This window comes from Streptomyces cinnamoneus, from assembly GCF_014650495.1.
GTDB classification, from domain to species: Bacteria; Actinomycetota; Actinomycetes; order Streptomycetales; family Streptomycetaceae; genus Streptomyces; species Streptomyces cinnamoneus.
This window is the reverse complement of the sequence record NZ_BMVB01000015.1, coordinates 124,271-147,834: the sequence shown is the minus strand read 5'-3', so window position 1 is coordinate 147,834 and position 23,564 is coordinate 124,271. Positions and strand designations below refer to the sequence as shown.

Below are 23,564 nucleotides of genomic sequence, written 5' to 3'. Positions count from 1 at the left end.
GCGCGGCCCCGGCGGGCGGCGGCTCCCACGCCGCGGCCGCCCCGCGCGGCCCCGGCCGGACGGTGGCCCGCACCGTGACCGGCGTGACCGCCGCCCTGGTGACGGCCGTGCTGGCGGTCATGGTGGCCGGACAGGTGCAGCGGGGCGACGACACGGCGCAGGCCCGGCCCGCCGGCATCGGCAACCGCTCCGGCGCCGACACCGCCTCGCGCTCCGACGCCCGGCCCACGCCCTACGGCGGCGCCCAGGTGCCCGTCACGTACGAGCAGAAGATGGCCGGGAAGTACCCGCTGGAGGAGCAGGCCGGCGCCTCGGGTGAATTCGAGGTCGTGCCGGGCACCGACCAGGCCCCCGGTAAGGGTGATGTGGTGCGCTACCGCGTTGACGTGGAGAAGGGACTGCCGCTCGACGGCGCCCTCTTCGCCGAGGCCGTGCACCGCACGCTCAACGACGAGCGCAGCTGGGGCCACGGAGCCAAGCGCACGTTCGAGCGCGTCTCCTCCGGCGACGCCGACTTCGTGGTCACCCTGGCCAGCCCCCGGACGACGGCGACCTGGTGCGCCAAGTCCGGCCTGGACACCACCGAGGACAACGTCTCCTGCGACTCCGCCGCCACCGACCGCGTGATGATCAATGCCTACCGGTGGGCGCAGGGGTCGCAGACCTACGGCGACGAGATGCACGCCTACCGGCAGATGCTGATCAACCACGAGGTCGGCCACCGGCTCGGCCGCGACCACGAGTCCTGCAGCGCACAGGGCGCCCTGGCGCCGGTGATGATGCAGCAGACGAAGTTCCTGACGACGGACGACAAGACCTGCCGGCCCAACCCCTGGCCGTATCCGGAGGCCGCGCCCCGTTCCGCATCCTGAGCCGTTCGGTCTCTCCATGTGAGACATCTTTGCCAGGGGGCGAAAATTCGTTCAGTCTTCTGCGCATGTCGCACCACCACGCCTCCGAGATCGCCGGCTTCGAGCTGGCGCTGATCGGCGTGGCCGCGCACGCAGTCGCCGACATCCTCTGTCGCTGAGACCGCCCTTCCCCCGCGCTCTTGCGCGCTGCCCGGCAGCGTCGCGTCCGCCGGGGGCGGTCCTGCGTCCCCGTGCGCTCCTCCAACCGCCTTCCGTGGGTGCTTCCTGCCGTCCTTCCTTCGGCATTCCTCGCTGCCCCCCCCCGCGAAAGGCTTTTCCTGTCATGCGTCACATGTCCGTCATATCCCGTCGGGTGGCCGCTGCCGCCGTCAGTGTGGTCCTGGCCGGCGGCGCAGCGGCGTGCGGCCCGGAGAAGAGCGACGGTGCGGGGGGCGGCGGCGCCGACGGCGCACCCGCCAAGGGCGGCACGCTCACTGTCCTCAACCGGGCGCCGCAGAAGCAGTTCGACCCCGCCCGCCTCTACACCTCCGGCGGCGGCAACATCCCCTCGCTGGTCTACCGCACCCTCACCACCCGCAACCGTGAGAACGGCGCCGAGGGCACCAAGGTGGTCCCCGACCTCGCCACGGACACCGGCACCCCCAGCGACGACGCCAAGACGTGGACGTACAAGCTCAAGGACGGGCTGAAGTACGAGGACGGCTCGCCCATCACCTCCGCCGACATCAAGTACGGAGTCGAGCGCTCCTTCGCCGCCGAACTCTCCGGCGGCGCCCCCTACTTGCGCGACTGGCTCATCGGCGGCGACACCTACCAGGGCCCGTACAAGGAGAAGAAGGGCCTCGACTCGATCGAGACGCCCGACGAGAAGACCATCGTCTTCAAGCTGAGGAAGTCCGAGGGCGACTTCCCCTACTTCGCCACCTCCACCCAGTTCGCGCCCGTGCCCAAGGCCAAGGACACCGGCGCCAGGTACGCCGAGCACCCGGTCTCGTCCGGCCCGTACAAGGTCGTCAAGAACGTGGGCGACGGCGAGCAGATGACGCTGGAGCGCAACCCCCACTGGTCCGAGGAGACCGACAAGGAGCGGCACGCCTACCCCGACCGCATCGAGGTCAAGTCCGGCCTGTCCCCGGCCGTCATCAACCAGCGGCTGTCCACCGGCTCCGGCGCCGACGCGGCCGCCGTGACCACCGACACCAACCTCGGCCCGGCCGAACTCGCCCAGGTCACCGGCGACAAGAAGCTCGCCGAGCGGGTCGGCACCGGCCACTTCGGCCAGACCTCGTACCTGGCGTTCAACCCCACGGTCAAGCCCTTCGACGACCCGAAGGTCCGCCGGGCGATCTCGTACGCGATCAACCGCACCAGCGTCGTCAACGCCGCGGGCGGCTCCTCGCTCGCCGAGCCCACCACGACCTTCCTGCCGCCCCAGAAGCCCCTCGGCCACACGCCGTACGACCACTTCCCGGCGGGCGCCAAGGGCGATGCCGCCAAGGCCAGGGAACTGCTGAAGGACGCCGGTCACGAGAGTGGCCTGGAGATCACCCTCACCCACTCCACGGCCCAGAACTTCGAGACCGGCCCCGAGATCGCGACCGCCGTCCAGGCCGCGCTCAAGGAGGCCGGGATCACCGTGAAGCTGGAGGGCCTGGAGGACAACGACTACGACGAGAAGATCCACAGCTTCGACAAGCAGCCGGGCCTCTTCATCGCCCACTGGGGCGCCGACTGGCCCTCCGGCGGCCCGTTCCTCGCCCCGATCTTCGACGGCCGGCAGATCGTCAAGGACGGCGCCAACTTCAACACCGCCCGCCTCGACGACGCGACGACCAACGACGAGATCGACGCGATCAACAAGATCACCGACCATGACGCGGCCGCCGAGCGCTGGGGCGCCCTCGACAAGAAGATCGGTGAGCAGGCCCTGACCGTGCCGCTCTTCAACCCCGTCTACAAGCGCCTCTTCGGCAAGGACGTCAAGAACGTCGTCATCAGCAACTGGACCGGTGTTCTCGACGTCTCGCAGGTCGCGGTCAAGTGACGGACCCGATCACCACCCAGGAACCGGAGACGGGAGCCGCTCCCGTCTCCGGCGCCCGGCAGGTCTGGCGGCGGCTGCGCGCGCGCAGGTCCGCGCTCGCGGCCGGCGCCGTGCTGGGCCTGCTCGTCCTCCTCGCCCTCGCCGCACCGCTGCTGGCCGCCCTGGAGGGCCAGGACCCGAACACGTACCACGACGCCCTCGTCGACTCCGCGCGCGGCGGCGTGCCCTTCGGCGACCTCGGCGGCATCAGCGCCGAGCACTGGCTGGGCGTCGAACCGGGCACCGGCCGCGACATGTTCGTGCGCCTGCTGTACGGCGCCCGCGTCTCGCTGCTCGTCGCCCTCGGCGCGACCCTCGTCCAGATCCTGATCGGCCTCGGCGTGGGCCTGGCGGCCGCGCTCGGCAACCGCTTCGTCGAGAGCGCGCTCGGCCACGTCACCGACGTGATGGTGGCGATGCCCCTGCTGGTCTTCGCCATCGCCCTGATGGCCGTCGTCCCGGCGGACTTCCCGCGCCCGGTGCTCCTCGTCATCGCCATCGGACTCCTCCAGTGGGGCGGCATGGCACGGCTCGTGCGCGCCCAGACCCTGAGCCTGAAGAAGCTCGACTTCGTCTCGGCCGCCCGGCTGACCGGCGGCTCCACCTGGCGGGTGGCCCGGCGCGAACTGCTGCCCTCGCTCGCCGGCCCCGTGATCACCTACGCGGCCGTCCTGCTGCCCACCAACATCGTGCTCGAATCGAGCATGTCCTTCCTCGGCGTCGGGGTGAAGGCCCCGACCCCCTCCTGGGGACACATGCTCTCGTCAGCCACCACCTGGTTCCGCGCCGACCCCATGTACGTCCTGCTGCCGGCCCTCATGCTGTTCCTCACCACCCTCGCCTTCACCGTCCTCGGCGACGGGGTGCGCACCGCCCTCGACCCGCGCGCGGCCTCACGGCTGAGCGTCGGCACGAAGCGGCGCACGGCGCGCACGAGCAGCGCGCGAGGTGCGGCATGACCGGCTACCTCCTGCGGCGCCTCGCCGGGGCGCTCGCCGTCGTCCTCGTGCTCACCGCCGTCGTCTACGCGACCTTCTACATCGCCCCCGGCGACCCCGCCCGCCTGGCCTGCGGCCCCCGCTGCAACCCCGAGCAGATCGCCCAGGTCCGGGCACAGCTCTCCCTCGACGACCCCGTTCACACGCAGTACTGGCACTTCCTGCAGGGCCTCGTCACCGGCCACGACTACTCCACCGGCGCCGGGGTGCTGCACTGCGACGCCCCCTGCTTCGGCCTCTCGTACCAGAACAACCAGCAGGTCACCGACATGCTCGTCGAGCGGCTGCCCGCCACCGCCTCGCTCGCGGTCGGCGCCATGGCCGTGTGGCTGCTCCTGGGCACCGGCACCGGCCTGCTCTCCGCACTGCGCCGCGGCGGGATCACCGAACGCGTCCTGACCTGGCTCACCCTCGCCGGAACGGCCACCCCCGTCTTCATCAGCGGCCTCGGCCTGCTCATGCTGTTCTGCGCCTACCTGGCCTGGCTGCCCTTCCCCACCTACGTCCCGCTCACCGACGACCCCGAGCAGTGGGCCTGGAACATGCTGCTGCCCTGGGCCGCGCTCGGCCTGCTCGAATCGGCGAAGTACGCCCGGCTGACCCGCAGTTCCCTGCTGGAGACGCTGGCCGAGGACCACATCCGCACCTTCCGCGCCTACGGGGCCACCGAACGCTCGCTCGTCGGGCGGCACGCCCTGCGCGGCGCCGTCGCCCCCGTCATCGCGCTGTCCGCGGCCGACTTCGGGTCGATGTTCGGCAACGCCGTCCTCACCGAGATGATGTTCGGCCTGCCCGGCATCGGACAGCTGCTCGTGCACGCCACCACCACCCTCGACCTGCCCGTGGTCGTCGCCGTGGTGACGGTCACCGGCACGGCCGTCGTCCTCGCCAACATCGTGGCGGACGTGCTCCACGCCGCCGCCGACCGAAGGGTGGTCCTGCGATGACGCCCCAGCCCCTGGTCGCGGTGGACGGCCTGTCCGTCGCCTTCCCGGCCGGCCCCGGCCCGGAGGCCGGCTCCCACCCGACCGCAGGTCTCGTCCGGGCCGTCGACGACCTCTCCTTCACCCTTCGGCCCGGCGCGGCCCTCGGCATCGTCGGCGAATCCGGCTCCGGCAAGTCCACCGCCGCCTACGCCCTCCTCGGCCTGCACCGGGGCACCGGCGCCCACGTCACCGGCTCGGTGCGCGTCGCCGGGCACGACGTGCAGGCCGCCGACGACGCCGCACTGCGGCGGCTGCGCGGCGGCACGGCGGCCATGGTCTTCCAGGACCCGCTCTCCTCCCTCGACCCCTACCGGGCCGTCGGCGACCAGATAGCCGAGGTCCACCGCCTCCACCACCGCGGCGCCTCCCGCCGCGCCGCCCGCGCCCGCGCGGCCGAGGTCCTGGACCGGGTCGGCATCCCGGACGCCGCCCGCCGCGCCCGCCTGCGCCCGCACGAGTTCAGCGGCGGCATGCGCCAGCGCGCCCTCATCGCCATGGCACTGGCCTGCGCACCCCGCCTCCTGGTCGCCGACGAGCCCACCACCGCCCTCGACGTCACCGTCCAGGACCAGATCCTCGGCCTCCTGCGCGAACTGCGCGAGGAGAACGGCATGGGCCTGATCCTGGTCACCCACGACCTGGGCGTCGCGGCCGACAGCGTCGACGAACTGCTCGTGATGAAGGACGGACGGGCCGTCGAGCACGGGCCGGTGCGCGACGTGCTCGGCGCGCCCCGCGAGCCCTACAGCCGCGAGCTGTTGGCGGCCGTCCCGCGCATCACCGAACGGCGGCAGCGCCCGGCCGGCGCCGACGCCGACGGTGAGGTCCTGCTCGAAGCCACCGCCCTGCGGCGCGAGTTCGGGCGTGGCAAGCAGACCGTCACCGCCGTGGAGGGCACCTCGCTCACCGTACGGGCCGGCGAGACCGTCGGCATCGTCGGCGAGTCCGGCAGCGGAAAGACCACCCTCGGTCGCATGCTGGTCCGCCTGCTGGAGCCCACCGGCGGCGAACTGTACTACCGCGGCCGCTCCATCGGCGGCCTCAAGGAGCGCGAGCTCCGCGCCTTCCGCAGCGAACTGCAGATGGTCTTCCAGGACCCGGTCTCCTCGCTCAACCCGCGCCGCAGCATCGGCGAGTCCATCGCCGACCCGCTGCGGGCCGCCGGAAAGCTGGGGGAGGCTCAGATCGTCGGCCGCGTAAGGGAACTGCTGGAGCGCGTCGGCCTCGACCCCGCCGCCTACCACCGCTACCCGCACGAGTTCAGCGGCGGCCAGCGGCAGCGCGTGGGCATCGCCCGCGCCCTCGCCCCCGAGCCGAAGCTGATCGTGTGCGACGAGCCGGTCTCCGCCCTGGACGTCACCACCCAGGCGCAGGTCGTGCGGCTGCTGGGCGAGTTGCAGCGCGACCTGGGCATCGCGCTGGTCTTCATCGCCCACGACCTCGCCGTCGTGCGCCAGGTCAGCGACCGGCTGGTCGTCATGCGCGGCGGGCGCATCGTGGAGGAGGGCCCGGCGGACGACGTCTACGAACGCCCCCGGCACGCCTACACCCAGGCCCTGCTGGCCGCCGTGCCCACCCTGGAGCGGCCCGCCACCACGGCCGGCCACGGCCCCGCCGCATAGCGCGATCAAACGCCCCGCCTGCTGGAAAGTCACTCCCGTTCACCCCTTCCGGTGGCGCGACGGACAACCGTCCGCCGCGCCACCGGGAAGCGCGCATAGCGTGCTCCCCGCTGCCCTAACGGCGGCTTCCGACAAGGGAGAACGGGGGTGCGTTCGTGCGTGTGGGACTGCTTTCCGAGGGCGGGTATCCGTATGCCGCCGGCGAGGGCGGGGAGTGGTGCGACCGGCTGGTGCGCGGACTGGGCCAGCACGACTTCGAGCTCTACGCCCTGAGCCGCAGCGCCCGCCAGGAGGACAGCGGTTGGCACGCCCTGCCGGGCAACGTCCGGCGGGTCCGGGCCGCACCCCTGTGGGGCGGACCCGCCCCCGGCTGTGCGAGCCGCGCCTACGGCTCGTACGGACGCGACCAGCGCCGCCGGTTCTCCGCCCACTTCGGTGACCTGGCAGCCGCGATCACCCTGCCGGGAGATCAGGCGTACCGTTTCGCCGACGGGCTCGACGGCCTCGCCGGCCTCGCCCGCGACGAGGGCGGCCTCGCCGCCGCACTCCGCTCCGAACAGGCCCTGCGCGCTCTGGAGACCGCCTGCCGCGCCCCCGGCGCCCACCCCGCCGTCTACGGCACCCGCGTCGCCGACCTCCTCGTCGTCTCCGAACTCCTCGAACGCGCCCTGCGCCCCCTCTCCCTCGACTGGTACGGCACCGCGGGCGGCGACCGCGGCCTCGCCGCCGTCGACCTCTGCCACGCCACCTCCGCCGGACCCGCCGCCCTCCCGGGCCTGCTGGCCAAACGCTTCTTCGGCACCCCCCTCCTCGTCACCGAATACGAGGTCCGGCTGCGCGAGCACTACCTCTCCGGCCCCGGCGACCTCTCCCTTCCCGTACGCACCCTGATGTCCGCCTTCCACCGGCAGCTCGCCGCCCGCATCTACGCCGAAGCCGCCGTGATCACCGCCGGCGACGGGCAGGGCCGCCGCTGGCAGGAGCGCTGCGGCGCCGACCGCGCCCGGCTGCGCACCGTCCACCCCGGTATGGACGCCAGCCTCTACGAAGCGGTCGGCGAGGGCGACGGAGAGGCCGCCGACGACGGACTCACCCTCGTCTGGACCGGCGGCCCGGTCGAACCCCACCTCTGGGAGGCCCTGGCCACCCTCCGCACGGCCGAACCCGCCATCCGGCTGAAGGTCGTCGGAGCGCCCCCCGACACCCTCCACGGCCCCGAAGGCGTCACCTTCGGACCCGCCTGCGGCCCCGAGGACTACGCCGACGGCAGCGTCGTCCTCCTCTCCGGCGCCCACGACGGCTTCCCCGCAGCCCTCGCCGAAGCCATGTTCTGCGCCCGCGCCACCGTCTCGCCCGACGTCGGCGCCGTCCGCGAAGTCATCGGCGGCACCGGCCTGATCGTCCCCCCGCGCGACCCCGCCGCCCTCGCCGCCGCCTGCCGGGCCCTGCTGGGCGACCCCGGACGCCGCGCACGGCTCGGCGCCGCCGCCCGGGCCCGCGCCCTCGAACTCTTCACCGTCGAGCAGAACGTCTCCGCCTTCGGCGCCGTCTACCTCGAAGTCCTCTCCCGCGCCCCCGTCCAGCACACCGCCCCCGACCCCGCCGTCCCCTTCTCCCACGCCGCCGGCGCCCAGCCCCCGCTCGCCGTCTCGCCCCGCGCCGCCTCGCCCACCTGGGCAGGGCGCCCATGACCACATCACTGCGGCCCGGCACCAGCGCAGCGACCCCCGTCGGCATAGCCGAGGACCCGGCGGACGCCCCCGCACCGGACCGGGCACCGGCAGACCCCGTCAAGGCACTCCTGCGCCGCCACCACGCACTGTGCGCCGGCGCCGTCCACCCGCTCGAAATCGCCGCGGCCCTGGAGAAGCACGGCATCGGCGACCGCGTCGCCGCCGAGTACCGCCACCGCGACGTCTTCTCCCTCGCCGAGGAGCTCCACGCGCGTGTGGAGCGCGACGAGGACACCTACGGTCAGGCCCCGCCGTCCACCCGGCACGACGGAACGGCCACGGGCGAGCACCGGCCCGCAACCTGCGCGGCCCTGCGCGCCGGCCGGGGCAGGGCCGGCCTGCCCGCCTGGCTCTGGCTGACCGCCTACGCCCTGGCCGGCGACTGCGCCGTCACCCTGCTCCTGCACGGGCGCCACGGCCGGTCCGCCCACGCCCTGGCCGCGGCCGCCGTGAACGCCGCCGCCCCCACCGCGCTCGCCCTGGCCTGCGCCGTGGCACCCGCCGCATGGTGCGCCCACTGGTTCACCGAACGGGCCCGGCGCGTCCTCGCCCGAAGCCGCGGCCTGGACGAATTCGCACGGCAGGTCCGGCCCGCCCTGCTCGTGGCCCTCGCCCTCTTCCTCGGCGCCCTGCTCGCCTGCCTCTGGCCGGCCCGCACCGCCCTGCCCCCCGGCGGCCTGCTCGGCGTCCCCGCCCGGCCCGCCCTGGACTGCGCCGCCGTGGCCGCCCTCGGCGCACTGTTCTTCCTCGCCCGGCTGCTGTCCGCGCACGGCCTGACCCGGGCCGCCGTCACCGCCACCCTCGCCGCCGCCACCGCCGAGGCCCTGCCGCTGGCCAGCCTGCTCGCCGCCCGGCTGCCCGGCTGCGAAGCCCTGCGATGGCCCGTCGGCTGGGCGGCGGGCGCCTACGGCCCGGCCGTCGTCCCGCTCCTCGCGTGCACCCTGCCGGCCCTCGCCCTGCTGGCCCACGCCGTCCCCGCGCTGTCGAGGGCCTCGGTCCACGGCCGCACGGACGCCCCGCACCCCTCCCGAACCGCCCTGCCCCCGGGGGCGCCGCCGGTGCCCCGGGCACCGGGCAGGAGCCCTCGCCCGGCGACCCCACACCCCGTCAGAGGAGAGCAAGGAAGATGACCGTTCACCCCCTTGGCACCACCGGGCGAGAGCGAGGGCACGACCGATGAGAGTCCTGCTGCTCGGCGCCAACGGCTACCTCGGCCGCTTCGTGGCCGACCGGCTGCTCGCCGACCCCGCCGTCCAGCTCACCGCGCTCGGCCGCGGCGACGACGCGGACGTCCGCTTCGACCTGGCCAGCGGCAGCCCCGGTGCACTCACCCGGTTCCTCAACGCCGTCCACCCCGGCGTCGTCATCAACTGCGCGGGCGCCACGCGGGGCGGCGCCCGCGAACTCACCCGGCACAACACCGTCGCCGTCGCCACCATCTGCGAGTCGCTGCGCCGCAGCGGCTGCGGCGCCCGGCTGGTCCAGGTGGGCTGCTCCTCGGAGTACGGGCCCTCGCAGCCCGGCTCCTCCACCGCCGAGGACGCCGTCCCCCGCCCGGGCGGCCCGTACGGCGTCAGCAAGCTCGCCGCCACCGAACTCGTCCTCGGCTCCGGCCTGGACGCCATCGTGCTGCGGGTCTTCTCGCCCGTCGGCCCCGGCACCCCCGCCGGCTCACCGCTCGGCCGGCTCGCCGAGGCCATGCGGCGGGCCATGCAGAGCGGCGACAACGAACTCAAACTGACGGGCCTGGGCGTCCAGCGCGACTTCGTCGACGTCCGCGACATCGCCCGCGCCGTCCACGCGGCCTCCCTGTCCGCCGCGCAGGGCGCCGTCAACATCGGCACCGGCCGCGCCGTCCGGCTGCGCGACGCGGCGACCCTCCTCGCCCGCGTCGCCGGCTTCGGCGGCGCCCTCCACGAACTGGACGACCCGCACCTGGGCAGCCCGCCCGCCTACCCCTACCCCGACGGCTGCGGCGGCTGGCAGCAGGCCGACGTGCGCACCGCCCGCGACCGGCTCGGCTGGCGCCCCCGCATCGGCCTGGAGGAATCACTGGCCGACATCTGGATGGAGGCGGCGTGTCGTATCTGATCTCGCCGGGCCACCGACGCGCCCCCGCCGCCCGCAAGGCCCCCCTCCGGATCGCCGTGCCCGGCTTCGCCCACCCCCTGGTCGCCCCCGTCGAATGGGGCGGCCTCCAGCGGACCGGGCTCCCGCTGGACTGGGTGGTGCTCGGCGCCGGCACCCTGCGCGGCACCGGCGGACCCACCGGCGGATCCGTCGGCGGCCCCGGCTTCCGCCAGGACCCGTACTGCCTGTCCGCCGTCGTCCCGCTGCGCACCTCCGGCGTCCGGGTGCTCGGCCACCTGGACGCCGGTCACGGCACGCGTCCCTTCGGCGAACTGCTCTCGGACGCACAGCGCTACCTCAACTGGTACCGCGTCGACGGCTTCGCCCTGGGCCGCTGCCCCACCGACGCCGCCGGGCTCCCCGGCACCCGGCGCGCGGTCGGTGCCCTGCGGACCCTGCTCGACGCGGCCCACGTGGTGCTCGTGCAGGGCGGGCCCGCCTGCTCCGGATACGCCGCCCTCGCCGACCAGTTGGTGACCTTCGCCGGGCCGTGGTCCCGCTACCGCTGGTCCCAGGCCCCCGAATGGACCGCCGAGCACCCGCCCGAGCGGTTCTGCCACCTCGTGCACGGCGTGCCGCGCCACCACCTCGACGAGGCGCTGCGCATCGCCCGCTGGCAGGGCGCGGGCACCGTCTACCTCACCGACCGCACCGACCACGACGACGTCGACCCCTGGGAGTCCCTGCCCGGCTACTGGGACGAGATCGTCTCGCGCATCGGACCTGGTGTCTCGGAATGAGACGGGGCGTGGCAGTGTTGCAGGGGAAGAACAGAACGCTGCCTCTATGTTCCCCGCACCCGTGGGGATGACCCTGGAGCCCCTGTGTCGCTGCCACCCCTGGTCGAGCCGGCTGCCGAGCTCACCGTCGACGAGGTCCGTCGGTACTCCCGCCACCTGATCATCCCGGACGTCGGGATGGACGGGCAGAAGCGCCTGAAGAACGCGAAGGTGCTCTGTGTGGGCGCCGGCGGCCTCGGCTCCCCAGCCCTGATGTACCTGGCCGCGGCCGGCGTCGGCACGCTCGGCATCGTGGAGTTCGACGAGGTCGACGAGTCGAACCTGCAGCGCCAGATCATCCACAGCCAGTCGGACATCGGCCGTTCCAAGGCCGCCTCCGCGCGCGACACGGTGCTCGGCATCAACCCGTACGTGAACGTCGTTCTCCACGAGGGCCGCCTTGAGGCCGACAACGTCATGGAGATCTTCGCGCAGTACGACCTGATCGTGGACGGCACGGACAACTTCGCCACCCGCTACCTGGTCAACGACGCCTGCGTGCTGCTGGGCAAGCCGTACGTCTGGGGCTCGATCTACCGCTTCGACGGACAGGCGTCCGTCTTCTGGAGCGAGCATGGCCCCTGCTACCGCTGCCTCTACCCCGAGCCCCCGCCGCCGGGCATGGTCCCCTCCTGCGCCGAGGGCGGCGTGCTGGGCGTGCTGTGCGCGTCGATCGGCTCCATCCAGGTCAACGAGGCCATCAAGCTGCTGGCCGGCATCGGCGACCCGCTCGTCGGCCGCCTGATGATCTACGACGCCCTGGAGATGACCTACCGGCAGGTCAAGGTCCGCAAGGACCCCGACTGCGCGGTCTGCGGCAAGAACCCCACCGTCACCGAGCTCATCGACTACGAGGCGTTCTGCGGCGTCGTCTCCGAGGAGGCGCAGGCGGCGGCGGCCGGCTCGACGATCACTCCCGCGCAGCTCAAGGAGTGGATGGACGCGGGCGAGAACATCGACGTCATCGACGTCCGCGAGCCGAACGAGTACGAGATCGTCTCGATCCCCGGCGCCCGCCTGATCCCCAAGAACGAGTTCCTGATGGGCAACGCCCTCCAGGACCTTCCGCAGGACAAGAAGATCGTCTTGCATTGCAAGACGGGCGTCCGCTCGGCGGAGGTGCTGGCCGTGCTGAAGTCGGCCGGCTTCGCCGACGCCGTGCACGTCGGCGGTGGCGTGATCGGCTGGGTCAACCAGGTCGAGCCGCAGAAGCCGGTCTACTGATCGACCGTTTTTTGGGGAGGGGGGCTGCGGAGTTGTGTCGCAGCCCCCCACATTGCTGCCACGCCGCATGTGTTGTTGGTCGTTGTCGGCTGCCGTCAGTCACCCACGGACGGCCCACGGACGGCTGCGATCCGGTCTGCCGTGCGAGGGGCGGCGAGCACGTCTACGCTGGTCCGAAAGGGGGGTTCTTCGCGAGAAGGACCAGGCCATGACTCGAATGAACTCAGCGCGCTCGCGCGCGAGCGCCGTTGTGGTCGGCACTCTACTGATCACAACCGCCTTCGGTTTGGCGACCGCTAGTACAGCTGAGGCTGTGACGTCGACGACGGTTGCCGGGCCCGTGGGCCAGCACTCCGAGGCAACGTGTCCGGAGGGCACCCACTTGATCGGCGGCGGATACGCGGTGAAGGGTTTCGTGCCTATTGAACGGGGCCCGATCATATTCATGAATGGCCCATCGCCTGACACGCCCAATACCTGGGCGGCCAGCAGCCCTGACGAGATCCAGGCGCTTGCCCTCTGCGAAACCAACAGTTGACCCTTCGGGCGAGCAACAGCATAGGAGCGGCCGCCCGCTGGCCCCCGTTCGCCTCGCGCGAGCGGGGGCCGTCGGCGTTCAGGAGCAGACGGTGCCGTCCGCCGGGGTCCTGCCCTCCAGCAGGTGGGCGTCCACGGCCTTGGTCGCACACTCGTCGACCCCGTACGTGCCGTGGCCCTCGCCCTTGACGGTGAGGCGGACGCCGACGCCCCTGCCGAGCTTCTCCGCCATGCGCTCCGCACCGGCCACGGGCGTCGCCGGGTCGCCCGCGTTGCCGACGACCACGATCGGCGCCGAGCCGTCCGCGCTCACGTCGGGGGTCTTCCACTTGCCCTTCACCGGCCAGTCCGTGCAGGACAGCAGGGACCACGCCGCCGACTCCCCGAAGACCGGCGACGCCGCCCGGAACTCCGGCAGGCGCTGCTTCACGTCGGCCACGGTGTAGCGCTGCTCGGCATCGGCGCAGGAGACCGCCCGGTTGGCGGCCTGGAGGTTGCTGTAGCGGCCGTCGGGGGCGCGGCCGACGAGGGAGTCGAAGAGCAGCAGCAGGGTGTTGCCGGTGCCCTTGCGCAGGGCCTCCTGGAGCCCGGCCGTCAGGTACTTCCAGGTGTCCTTCGAGTACAGCGCGGCCGCGATGCCGTTGACCGCCTCGTCCTGGGTGAGCTTGCGGCCCTGCGTGGTCGGCAGGGGTTTGGCGTCGAGGTCCTTGAGCAGGGTGGTGATCTGCGCCTGCGTCGGGCAGCCGCCGGAAGTGCCGCAGTCCTTCAGGTAGTTGTCGAGGGCAAGCTGGAAGCCCTTGGTCTGGCCGAGGTTGCCCTGCAGCGGGTCCTGGGTCGGGTCGACGACCGCGTCGAGGACGGCCCGGCCGACGTTCTTCGGGAACAAGTGGGCGTAGACCGCGCCCAGTTCCGTGCCGTACGAGATGCCGAAGTAGTGCAGCTTCTGCTCGCCGAGCGCGGACCGGATCAGGTCGAGGTCGCGGGCGGCGCTGATCGTGTCCACGTGGGGGAGGACCTTGGCGGAGTTCTTGGCGCACGCGTCGATGTACGCCTTGTTCGCCGTCAGGGTCTCCTTGAGCTCGGCGTCGTCGTCGGGTGTGCCGTCGATCTGGTAGGAGGCGTCGAGCTCCTTGTCGCTCTGGCACCGCACGCCCGCGCTCTCGCCCACGCCGCGCGGGTCGAAGCTCACCAGGTCGTAGCGGCCCTGCAGCTTCTCGTAGCTGTCGGCCAGCGACGGCAGGCCCGCGACGCCGGAGCCGCCGGGGCCGCCGAAGTTGAAGACGAGCGAGCCGATGCGGCCGGAGGAGTTCCGGGCCTTGCTGCGGATCAGCGCCAGGCCGATCTTCTCGCCGTCCGGCTTGGCGTGGTCCAGGGGCACGGGCAGCGTCGCGCACTCCCACCCCTTGCCGGGCGCCTTGCCGCCGCCCTGGGGCGCGGTGGGCGCCTCGCAGCGCTTCCAGGTGAGCTGGGCGCCCGCCGAACGGTTCCTGCTGTCGGTGCCGCCGGACCCGTCGCCGTCTCTTCCCCGCCCGCACGCGGTGGCGGTGAGGGCGAGCGCGAGGGCGGCGGAGGCGAGGGCGGCGGCCCGGGGCCGTGTGGGACTCATTCCACCGACTTTACGGAGAAATCGCTCGCCGGAGGCCCTTCGCCCCCCGGCGTACGGTCGCCGTCAGACGGAGTGCAGGGGCGCGCAGCCCATGCGGTCCGCCGCCGCCTCCACGAGAGGGGGGAACGCCTCGCGCGCGTCGTCCAGGCGCGTCCCGGTGCGGCCGGGGCCCGTGCGCATGGTGAACACCGTGGGACGGCCGGCGCAGTCGGCCCGTATGAGCGCGGCCGTGGCCTCGATCCGGCCCAGGGCGCGCCAGCCGGGCGCGGGCGGGCTGTCGCCGGTCAGTCCGTCGAACAGGGTGACGATGCGGGGCCGGGCGACCATCGTGAACCGGGCCGCCCACTGACCGCCGCCGGCGACGGCGCAGGTCTGGAAGCCGTCGTGGGCACTGCCCGCCGCGGTCCCGGGTGCGGCCGGGGGAGCCGAGGCGGATGCCGGCGCGGGCCGCGGAGCCGGGAGCGGGAGGCTGCAGCCCGTGGGGGTCGTGGGGCCCGTGGTGCGCACCTCGCCGGCGCAGCCCGTCACCTTCGTGGCGCGGTTGGCCGCCTCCAGGAGGATCCTGCCCGTCCGGTCCGGGCTGGAGTCGAACGAGCCCGAGACCGTCACCACCGAGGGCCGGCCGTCCACGTCGCACGAAGCGGGCAGGACCAGGGTGCCGGTGGCGGCGGTGACGAAGCCGGGGAGGTCGTCCGGCAGGGCGGCGTCGCCTCCGGCGAACAGCTCCGCCAGCCACGCCCGGCGCTCCTTCGCCGCGCTGGGGCCCGTCTCGTAGCGGACCTCCAGGCTCCGGCGGGGGGCGTCCCGGCCCCGGCCGCCGCTCCAGCTCAGCGAGCAGCGGCCGTGGGGACGGGCGGGGGTGGGGGCCGTCTCCCGGGCGGTGCGGCGGTGTGCGCCGCCGTCGCGCCCGGCGTCCGTGCGGAACGGGCCGCCGTCCGCGCGCCAGGTGCCCCAGCAGTACTCCGGCTTGGACAGCGGCCGGAACTGCGTCTGCCACAGCGCCATCAAGGCCGCCAGCAGGGCCGCGATGGCCAGGGCGCCGGTCAGCGTGCGGGCCCGCCGGGCGGTGCGGCCGGCTGCGGTGGTGTTCGGCATGACGTGCCCCCCTTCGTCCCCCGGTGCAACTCCGTTGTCGCGTGCGGAACTTCTGTGCGGGCGATCGTAGTGCGGGCCACTGACATTCGAGCCGGCGGAGTTCGTATTACCGGTGTGATGTGCTATGGGTGCTATCAGCACACCTTATGAGCAGATCTTATGGGCTTCCGGAACGGTACCTTCCAGCAGGTATGCGTCAACAGCGCTCTTCACGCACGCATTGCCGCTGTCGTACGCCCCATGGCCTTCGCCCCGGTACGTCATCTCCACGCCCACTCCCGGGCCCAGTTCCTGCACCATCTTGCGCGCTCCCTCGTAAGGGGTGGCCGGGTCACCGGTGTTGCCCACCACGAGCACGGGTGCGGAGCCCTTCGCGCTGACGTCCGGCGTCTGCCATTCGCCCTTTACGGGCCAACCGGTGCACTGCAGCAGGCTCCACGCCATGAACTCCCCGAAGACGGGGGACGCCTTGCGGAACTCCGGCACCTTGCCCTCGATCTCGGCCGCCGTGTAGCGCTGGGCGAAGTCCGCGCAGGTGATGGCGTTGAGCGACGCCTGCAGCGAGCTGTACTTGCCGTCCTGGCCACGGCCGTTCATGGAGTCGCCGAGCGCGAGCAGGATCTTCCCGTCGTCGTTCTCCGCGTCCTCGACGCCCTCCGTGAGGTAGTCCCAGAAGTCCTTCGAGTACAGGGACTGGGCGATGCCGCTGGTGGCCAGCGACTGGGTGAGGTCACGGCCGGAACCACCCGGCACCGGGTCCTTGCCGAGACGGTCGAGCAGGCCGGTGATCTGCTGCTCGGTGGGGCAGTTGTCGGACGTCTTCACGCAGGCGGCCATGTAGTTGCCGAGCGCCAGCTGGAAGCCGCCCGCCTGCGCGAGTGCGCTCTGCACGGGGTCGCTGGACGGGTCCACCACGGCGTCCAGGAGGGCGCGGCCCACGTTCTTCGGGAACAAGTGGGCGTAGACGCCGCCCAGTTCCGTGCCGTACGAGATGCCGAAGTAGTGCAGCTTGGCGTCGCCCAGTACGTGCCGCATGAGGTCCATGTCGCGGGCGGCGTTCGTCGTGCCGACGTGGGGGAGGATCTTGCCGGAGTTCTTCTGGCAGGCCGCCGCGTACTGGTCGATCCTGGCGACCAGGGACCGCTCCTCGTCCTGACCGGTGGGGGTGGCGTCCGCGGCGTAGTAGGCGTCGAGTTGCCGGTCGTCCAGGCACGTCACGCCGCTGCTGCGGCCCACCCCCCGCGGGTCGAAGCTGACCAGGTCGTAACGCGAGCGCAGGGTGCGGTAGTCGTCGGCGAAGGCCGGGAGGGTGGTGATGCCCGAGCCGCCCGGACCGCCGAAGTTGAAGATCAGCGAGCCGATGCGGTGGGCCTGGTCGGTGGCCTTGGCCCGGATCATGGCGATGCCGATGGTGTCGGCGTCGGGGTGGGCGTAGTCCAGCGGGGCGCGCAGCGTCGCGCACTCCCAGTCGCGCCCCGGTGGCCGGCCCGCGCTGCTGTCCTCGCTGCGGGCGGGGGCGGGACACTGCTTCCATTCCAGCTTCTGTGCGGCGGCCGCGAGGCGGGCGGTGTCACCGCTGCCCGCACTCGCGCCCGTGCCCGGGGCGGCTTCGCTGCTGCTGCCCGGACCCACGCCGCCGTCGCAGCCCGTGGCGGTGGCGAGGAGAAGGACGGTCGCGGCCAGCAGGACGCCGACTCGTGGGGATCTGGGCACGCCTCCCATCCTCCGGGCGGGAGGGGGAGGGCCGCGCGCGGTGCGGGGCGTACGGGTTACCGCGGGGCCGGGCGGGCCGGGCGGGCCGGGCGGAGCGTACGGGATGCCCCGGCCCGCTTGGCGCTCCGGCCGCCCATCGGTGGGGGCGGGACGTTCCGGGTGCGGTCGGTGCGGTCAGTGTGGGTCAGTGGGGGACGAACCTGATCTCGGTCGCCTTGACGGTCACCCAGACGCGGGTGCCCTCCTTCAGCTCCAGTGCCGCGGCCGCCGCCGGGGTGATCTCGGCGATCACGTCCGGCTGCCCGGCGACGAGGACGCGGAGCCTGCCGCCCTGGGCGGTGAGCTCGTGAACCGTGCCCGGCCAGGCGTTGCGGGGGCTGCCTGCCGCCGGCTCGGCCGTGTGCACTGCGACGGCCTCCGGCGGCACGACGGCCAGTCCGGTCGTTGCGGCGGCCGGGGCTTCCGCCGTGCGCAGGCGGGCGCCGTCGTCCAGCAGGATCGTTCCGTCCTCCGTCGCCCTGCCGGACCACGCGTTGTGCCCGAGCATGCGGGCCGCCCACGGGGAGCGGGGGTGGCGGGTCAGCTCGGCGGGAGTGGCGTACTGGACGGTCCGGCCGTCTTCGAGGACGAGCACCCGGTCCGCCAGCGCCACGGCCTCCACGGGGTCGTGGGTGACGATCAGGCAGACGCCGGGGAAGCCGGCGAGGTGGGTGCGCAGGGTCCGGCGGACGTGGGCCCGGGTGGACTGGTCCAGTGCCGCCAGCGGTTCGTCCAGGAGGAGCAGGCGGGGGCGGGAGGCCAGGGCGCGGGCCAGTGCCACGCGCTGGGCCTGGCCGCCGCTGAGGCGGGCGGGCCTGCGGTGGGCCAGGTGGCCGACGCCCAGGCGGTCGAGCCACTCCCGGGCGTCGCGGTGGGCGGCCTTCTTCGGGGTGCCCTGGGCGCGCAGGCCGTAGGCCGTGTTCGCCAGGGCGGTGAGGTGGGGGAAGAGGGCGTTGTCCTGCGGGACCCAGGCGATGCGGCGGTGATGGGTGGGGGCGGACGCCGTGTCCTCCTCGCCCAGGTGGAGCGTGCTTGCTGTGGCGCGGGTCGTCATGCCCAGGAGGGCTCGCAGGAGCGTCGTCTTCCCTGCGCCGTTCGGGCCCACGACCGCGATCGTGGTGCCGGGTGCGGCGTCGAGGCTTGCCTGGGTGGCGCCGGTGACGGTGGTGCGCAGCCGGTGTCCGGTGGGGGCGGGGCCGGGGCGGGGAGGGCCCTCTGCGGCTGCAGGCCGCACGGCCCCTGCACCGACGGCTCCGGCGTCGGGGGACGACTGCTCCGCATCCTTCTCCTCCCGCCCGGCTCCGGGCGCCGTGTGCGGCGTCAGCCAGCGGCCTCTCAACGACAGCAGGACCAGCGTGGCGATCGCCAGGAGGAGCAGGGATACCGCCGTCGCTCCCTCGGGGTCGTCCTGGAGCAGGAGGTAGACCTGCAGCGGCAGCGTCTGCGTGGCGCCCGGGAGGTTGCCCGCGAACGTGATCGTCGCCCCGAACTCGCCCAGTGCGCGCGCCCAGCAGAGCGCCGCTCCGGCGAACAGGCCCGGGGTCACCATGGGCAGCGTGACCGTGCGGAAGACGTGCAGGGGGCCCGCGCCGAGGGACGCCGCCGCCTCCTCGTACCGGGGGCTCAGGCCCTTGAGCGCTCCTTCCAGGCTGATCACGAGGAACGGCATCGCCACGAACGCCGACGCGACCACCGCCCCCGCCGTGGAGAACGGGAGCGTGATGCCCAGGGTCTCGTCCAGCCAGGCGCCCAGCACTCCTCGCCGGCCGTACCCCTGCAGCAGCGCCACGCCCGCGACCGTGGGCGGGAGCACCATCGGCAGCATCACCAGGCAGCGCACCAGCGCCTTGCCCCGGAACTCCCCCCGCGCCAGCAGCCACGCCAGGGGGACGCCCAGGACGAGGGAGAGGGCGAGGGCCCAGGCCGACACCGTGAGGCTGAGGGTCAGGGCCTGGGTGACCCCGGGCGAGGTGAGGCGGGCGGGGAGCGTGTGCCAGGGCGTGCGGGCCAGGATGCCGGTCAGCGGGAGCAGCAGGAAGGCCACCGCCAGCACGGCCGGCACGGCGAGGGTCAGGGGGGCGCGGAACCTCACGGCTGCTGGAAGCCGGCGTCCCGGAGGATCTTCTGGGCCTCGGGCGAGCGCAGCCAGGTGACGAACTCCCTGGCCGCGTCGCCGTGCCGGGACGCCTTCAGCGCCGCCGCCGGGTAGGAGGCCACGGCGTTCTGCGCGTCCGGGACGGTCACGGTGGCGACCTTGCCCCTGGCGGCCGCGGCGTCGGTGACGTACACGATCCCCGCGTCGGCCTCGCCCAGGGAGACCTTGCCGAGCACGGCGCGGACGTTCGGCTCCTGGGAGACCGGCCGGACGTCGACGTGCTGCGCTTCGAGGACCTGCTTGCTGTAGCGGCCGGCGGGGACCTCGGGGGCGGCCAGGACGACCTTGAGGCCCTCCTTGGACAGGTCGGCGAGGCCCTCGATCTTGTGGGGGTTGCCCGGTGCCGTGGCGATCGTCAGGCGGTTCTTGGCGATCGTGGCGGGGGTGTCCGTCTGCTGCCGGAGGCCGTCCATCGTCTTGGTGTCGGCCGTGACGAGCGCGTCGGCGGGTGCGCCCTGGCGCACCTGCGCGGCCAGCTCCTGGGAGCCGGCGAAGGAGAACGTCACCTCGGTGTCCGGGTGGGCCTTCTCGTAGGCGGCGCCGGCGGTCTTGAAGACGTCGGTGAGGGAGGCGGCGGCCAGGACGGTGAGCCGGGTGGGCTTCTTGGCGCCGGTGTCCGCGGCGTCGGTGTCCTTGCTCCCGCCGCCGCACGCCGTGAGCGCGATCAGCAGGGCGGCGGCCAGGACGGGGGCGGTGGTGCGGCGCATGGTCTCTCCTGGCTCAGGCGCGGTCGATGTGCACGTTGGTGGCCTTGACCCGGGCCACGGCCTCCATGCCGACGGCCAGGCCCAGCTCCTCCACGGCCTCGCGGGTCAGCAGGGAGACGAGGCGGTGGGGCCCGGCCTGGATCTCCACCTGCGCGGCGACGTCGCCGAGCTTGACGGCGGTGATGATCCCCGGGAAGGCGTTGCGCGCGCTGGTGTGCGCCGTGTCCTCGCTCTGCGCCTCGGCGGCGAGCGCCACCGAGAACGCGGCGAGGTCCGGGCCCTGGACGAGCCGCTTGCCCGCTTCGTCGCGGTCGGTGGGGATCCGCCCGGCATCGGCCCAGCGCCGGACCGTGTCGGGACTGACGCCGAGCAGACGGGCTGCCTGCCCGATGGTGTACGACCGCATGCGCGGCACCGTATGGCCATACGGTCCGCATATGCAAGGCGATCTCCGGGGGCTGCCTGGCTTCTGCTAGATCGCACCCTTTCGTGTGAGCTGGTTGAAGCACAGCCACCCGGGCAGCACCGGCAGCCAGAACGTCATCAGCCGGTACAGCAGCACCGCCGGCGCCGCCGTCTCCGCCGGCAGTCCGGCGAGGGTGAGGGCGCCGATCAGGACGCCCTCCACCGCGCCCACGCCGCCGGGCGTCGGGGCCGCCGAGCCGAGGGCGTTGCCGGCGAGGAAGACCACCGCGACGCTCGCGTAGCTCAGGTCGCCGCCGAACGCGCGGATGGAGGTGTCGAGGCACATGACGAACGCGGCCGACAGCAGCACCCAGCCACCGATGCCGTGGATGACCTTCCGGGGGCGCTGCAGCAGGTCCAGCATGCGCGGCACCACGCCGGCGAACAGCGAGCGCACGCGGGTCGAGACGAACTTGCGCAGGAAGGGGACCGCCGTCACGACGAGGACGAGGACGGCCGCGGTGAGCAGGCCGCCGATGACCGTGCGGGAGGGCGGGAGCGCCGAGGAGGTGCGTTCGGTGCCGGTGATGTAGCCGAAGGTCAGCAGCAGGATGATGTGGCTCGCCAGGCCGAAGAGCTGGGAGGCGCCCACGCTGGCCACGGCCAGGCCCGGGCGCAGGCCCGCGCGCTGGAGGAAGCGGGTGTTCAGGGCCACGCCGCCGACCGCCGCCGGGGCGACGAGCTTCACGAACGAGCCGGCGACCTGGGCCAGGAGGGTGCGGCCGAAGGGCACCTTCTCCGGTACGAAGCCGAGCAGGCTCATCGCGGCGGCCACGTAGCTCAGCGCGGAGAAGCCGGCCGCGGCGGCCACCCAGTACCAGTTGGCCTGGTCGACGAGCTTGCCGAGCTCGACGTGGGCGAGCTGCGAGAGCAGGACGTAGGCGGCGATGGCGCCCGCGAGGGAGCTGATGAGGGTGCGGGGCTTGATGCGCTCCAGGCGTACGGGCTCTATGGGGGCCTGGGGGCGGATGAGGAGGACCTGGCGGCGGATCTGGGCGAGCAGGTCCTCCTCGCGGGCCTCCTCGGCGGCGTCGTCGAGGAGCTGCTTCTCCGCCTTGCGCTCGGCCTTGAGGGTCTTGCGGTCGTCCTTGGGCTCGGTCGCGCCGGCCTCGGCGCGTTCGCGGGCCTTCTCCTCGCGGGCGATGCGGGACGCCTCCAGGGCGGCCTCGCGCTCGCGGTGGGCGCGCTCGCGGGCGAGCTGGCGCAGGGTCGCGCGGCTGGCGCGGGTGAGGGCGATGGGCTGGAGCAGCGGCAGGCTGTCGGCGACGGCCTCGGGGCCGAGGACCGACACGGCCGCGGCGACCGCGCGCTCGGCGCCCACGCGCAGCCCGAGGGTGGTGAGCAGCTGGGCGACGTCCATGCGCAGCACCAGGTCGCCGGCGGCGATCTCGCCGCCGCGCAGGTCGGTCAGGACGACATTGCCGGAACGATCCACCAGGAGGGCGTCGCCGTCGAGCCTGCGGTGGGCGATGCGGCGCGACTGCAGGGCCTGGACCTGCCGCCAGGCGCCTGCCATCAGCTCGTCGGTGATCTCCTCGGTGGCGGTGGCGTCCAGGGTGCGGCCGCCGATGTGCTCGTAGACGAGCATCACGGCGTCCGGGCCGAGCTCGGAGGTGGCGATGAGCTTGGGCGCGTTGGCGCCGGCGGCGATCGCCGCGTAGGCGAGCAGCGCCTCCTGCTCCAGCGCCTGGCGCAGGGACACCAGGCTGCGGCGCTGGATGATGCCGCGCAGGGCCAGCCGCTGCCAGACGCGGTAGAAGAAGCCCTGGGCCTGCTGCTCCCGGTCGACGACGGTGACGTCGAGGGGCGGGCCGTCCTCCAGGGTGACGAGGTAGCGGCGGCCGCGGTCGGGGTGCGCGGACGGCTCGGCCTCCGGGGTGTCCTCCTCGGTGCGCAGCGCGCTGACGGGCGTGAAGCCCACGCGCCGCAGGCCCGCGAGGAGGTGCTGGCCGGTGGGGCGCACGTTCGGCGAGCCGACGGCGTACAGCGTGCCGTAGGCGACCGTCCAGCCGATCAGGACGGTGGTGACGATCGAGAACGGCGTGGTGTAGCCGTTGACCAGGACGGCGAAGGCGTCCAGGAGGAGCACGCCCCACATGGCCACGCGCCAGCGCGGCCGGCGGGACATGCCGACGGCCGTCATGTAGGCGATCACCGGGGCGAGGTAGCCGTGGACCGGGTCGGTGAGGCCGCCGGTGGGCGCCTGCTGGGTGAGCGCGGCGCGAATGGATTCGGGCGCGGCCTCGGCCACCCAGAGGGCGGTGGCCAGGGACACGCCGTGGGCCAGCACGGCGGCCAGGACGCCGTCGGCGATGCGCAGCCCGTCGCGTTTGATCAGCCGCTCGATGGCGAAGGCCACCGGGACGATGAAGACCGCGACGTTGGCCGTGAGCCCGGCGAAGCTGGCCAGCAGCTGGGGCGCCTTGCCGGTGCTCTCGTTGACGTCCTGCGCCAGGCCCGTGGTGGTGCCGTGGGCGAACGCCGCGAGGGCGAGCACGAGGGCGATGCCGACGATGCCCAGGAACAGCCGCACGAGGTCGGCAGGGCGGTGGACACGGGCGGGGAGCAGGGGCTCGTCGCCGGAGACCTTGTCGATGTGGACCTCGCCGCCTTCGCACTGGTATCTGCCCGGCTTCCCGGACTCACCGGACAGGCCGCGGCCCCCGGGGTCGTCGTGGCAGGGCAGCACTGCGGGGGCGCGGGCCTCTTCGGGAGGCTGCGCGCCCTGCTGCTTGTCGGTCTCTTCTCTGTCTCGTATCACCAGTCACCGCCCGGAAGATGGTGGCACGACCCGGCCGGGCAAGGGGGTATCAGGGTGCA

Annotated in this window: 18 protein-coding genes; 11 read left to right on the top strand and 7 right to left on the bottom strand. The window is 73.5% G+C overall.

Annotation, left to right across the window (positions count from 1 at the left end):
• From IE182_RS21365 to moeZ, 11 genes are all read left to right on the top strand, one after another.
• Positions 1-872, top strand: an 872-nt coding sequence (locus tag IE182_RS21365; RefSeq protein WP_190111506.1) for a DUF3152 domain-containing protein, incomplete at its 5' end; no start/stop codon positions are given.
• Positions 873-937: 65 nt separating this feature from the next.
• On the top strand, positions 938-1,030 hold the full coding sequence (locus IE182_RS32835) for an Ms4533A family Cys-rich leader peptide (protein WP_311775271.1): 93 nt from the start codon (positions 938-940) through the stop codon (positions 1,028-1,030).
• Between the two features lie 164 nt (positions 1,031-1,194).
• Positions 1,195-2,916: an ABC transporter substrate-binding protein gene (locus IE182_RS21360; RefSeq protein ID WP_190111505.1), complete on the top strand. Its 1,722-nt coding sequence runs from the start codon at positions 1,195-1,197 to the stop codon at positions 2,914-2,916.
• Complete coding sequence (locus tag IE182_RS21355; RefSeq protein WP_190111504.1) at positions 2,913-3,914, top strand: ABC transporter permease; 1,002 nt, start codon at positions 2,913-2,915, stop codon at positions 3,912-3,914. Before IE182_RS21360 ends, IE182_RS21355 begins: the two co-directional genes overlap by 4 nt.
• Complete coding sequence (locus IE182_RS21350) at positions 3,911-4,900, top strand: ABC transporter permease (protein ID WP_190111503.1); 990 nt, start codon at positions 3,911-3,913, stop codon at positions 4,898-4,900. Before IE182_RS21355 ends, IE182_RS21350 begins: the two co-directional genes overlap by 4 nt.
• The gene (locus IE182_RS21345) at positions 4,897-6,561 is read left to right on the top strand and encodes a dipeptide ABC transporter ATP-binding protein (RefSeq protein ID WP_190111502.1); all 1,665 of its coding nucleotides are present in this window, start codon (positions 4,897-4,899) and stop codon (positions 6,559-6,561) included. Before IE182_RS21350 ends, IE182_RS21345 begins: the two co-directional genes overlap by 4 nt.
• Before the next feature lie 161 nt (positions 6,562-6,722).
• The gene (locus tag IE182_RS21340; protein ID WP_373303591.1) at positions 6,723-8,252 is read left to right on the top strand and encodes a DUF3492 domain-containing protein; all 1,530 of its coding nucleotides are present in this window, start codon (positions 6,723-6,725) and stop codon (positions 8,250-8,252) included.
• The gene (locus IE182_RS21335) at positions 8,249-9,424 is read left to right on the top strand and encodes a hypothetical protein (protein WP_190111500.1); all 1,176 of its coding nucleotides are present in this window, start codon (positions 8,249-8,251) and stop codon (positions 9,422-9,424) included. The genes IE182_RS21340 and IE182_RS21335 overlap by 4 nt, the downstream gene beginning before the upstream one ends.
• Positions 9,425-9,470: 46 nt before the next feature.
• The gene (locus tag IE182_RS21330) at positions 9,471-10,385 is read left to right on the top strand and encodes an NAD-dependent epimerase/dehydratase family protein (protein ID WP_190111499.1); all 915 of its coding nucleotides are present in this window, start codon (positions 9,471-9,473) and stop codon (positions 10,383-10,385) included.
• Positions 10,373-11,164, top strand: coding sequence for a spherulation-specific family 4 protein (locus IE182_RS21325; protein ID WP_190111498.1), 792 nt, complete (start codon positions 10,373-10,375; stop codon positions 11,162-11,164). Before IE182_RS21330 ends, IE182_RS21325 begins: the two co-directional genes overlap by 13 nt.
• A gap of 84 nt (positions 11,165-11,248) precedes the next feature.
• Complete coding sequence (gene moeZ, locus IE182_RS21320) at positions 11,249-12,427, top strand: adenylyltransferase/sulfurtransferase MoeZ (RefSeq protein WP_190111497.1); 1,179 nt, start codon at positions 11,249-11,251, stop codon at positions 12,425-12,427.
• 616 nt (positions 12,428-13,043) lie between these two features.
• On the opposite strand, the gene IE182_RS21315 is transcribed toward moeZ, so the two are convergent.
• The 7 genes from IE182_RS21315 to IE182_RS21285 all read right to left on the bottom strand — a co-directional run bounded on the left by IE182_RS21315 (position 13,044) and on the right by IE182_RS21285 (position 23,505).
• The gene (locus tag IE182_RS21315) at positions 13,044-14,570 is read right to left on the bottom strand and encodes an alpha/beta hydrolase (protein WP_190111496.1); all 1,527 of its coding nucleotides are present in this window, start codon (positions 14,568-14,570) and stop codon (positions 13,044-13,046) included.
• 63 nt (positions 14,571-14,633) lie between these two features.
• On the bottom strand, positions 14,634-15,665 hold the full coding sequence (locus tag IE182_RS21310) for a hypothetical protein (protein ID WP_190111495.1): 1,032 nt from the start codon (positions 15,663-15,665) through the stop codon (positions 14,634-14,636).
• 144 nt (positions 15,666-15,809) lie between these two features.
• Positions 15,810-17,378, bottom strand: coding sequence for an alpha/beta hydrolase (locus IE182_RS21305; RefSeq protein WP_229844993.1), 1,569 nt, complete (start codon positions 17,376-17,378; stop codon positions 15,810-15,812).
• Between the two features lie 184 nt (positions 17,379-17,562).
• Positions 17,563-19,509 (bottom strand): ABC transporter permease, encoded by a 1,947-nt coding sequence (locus IE182_RS21300; RefSeq protein ID WP_190111493.1) that lies wholly within the window; start codon positions 19,507-19,509, stop codon positions 17,563-17,565.
• The gene (modA, locus tag IE182_RS21295; RefSeq protein WP_190111492.1) at positions 19,506-20,279 is read right to left on the bottom strand and encodes a molybdate ABC transporter substrate-binding protein; all 774 of its coding nucleotides are present in this window, start codon (positions 20,277-20,279) and stop codon (positions 19,506-19,508) included. The genes IE182_RS21300 and modA overlap by 4 nt, the downstream gene beginning before the upstream one ends.
• A gap of 13 nt (positions 20,280-20,292) precedes the next feature.
• A complete protein-coding gene (locus IE182_RS21290) occupies positions 20,293-20,685 on the bottom strand; it encodes a TOBE domain-containing protein (protein ID WP_190111491.1) in 393 nt (130 codons plus the stop codon).
• 66 nt (positions 20,686-20,751) lie between these two features.
• Positions 20,752-23,505, bottom strand: a complete 2,754-nt coding sequence (locus IE182_RS21285) for a flippase-like domain-containing protein (RefSeq protein ID WP_190111490.1) — start codon at positions 23,503-23,505, stop codon at positions 20,752-20,754.
• Positions 23,506-23,564 lie beyond the last annotated feature (59 nt).

Coding starts and splice junctions, on each gene's coding strand:
- IE182_RS21350 (WP_190111503.1), top strand. CDS start 3,911: ATGACCGGCTACCTCCTGCGGCGCCTCGCCGGGGCGCTCGCCGTCGTC.
- IE182_RS21360 (WP_190111505.1), top strand. CDS start 1,195: ATGCGTCACATGTCCGTCATATCCCGTCGGGTGGCCGCTGCCGCCGTC.
- IE182_RS21290 (WP_190111491.1), bottom strand. CDS start 20,685: ATGCGGTCGTACACCATCGGGCAGGCAGCCCGTCTGCTCGGCGTCAGT.
- IE182_RS21310 (WP_190111495.1), bottom strand. CDS start 15,665: ATGCCGAACACCACCGCAGCCGGCCGCACCGCCCGGCGGGCCCGCACG.
- IE182_RS21330 (WP_190111499.1), top strand. CDS start 9,471: ATGAGAGTCCTGCTGCTCGGCGCCAACGGCTACCTCGGCCGCTTCGTG.
- IE182_RS21335 (WP_190111500.1), top strand. CDS start 8,249: ATGACCACATCACTGCGGCCCGGCACCAGCGCAGCGACCCCCGTCGGC.
- IE182_RS32835 (WP_311775271.1), top strand. CDS start 938: ATGTCGCACCACCACGCCTCCGAGATCGCCGGCTTCGAGCTGGCGCTG.
- IE182_RS21315 (WP_190111496.1), bottom strand. CDS start 14,570: ATGAGTCCCACACGGCCCCGGGCCGCCGCCCTCGCCTCCGCCGCCCTC.
- IE182_RS21345 (WP_190111502.1), top strand. CDS start 4,897: ATGACGCCCCAGCCCCTGGTCGCGGTGGACGGCCTGTCCGTCGCCTTC.
- modA (WP_190111492.1), bottom strand. CDS start 20,279: ATGCGCCGCACCACCGCCCCCGTCCTGGCCGCCGCCCTGCTGATCGCG.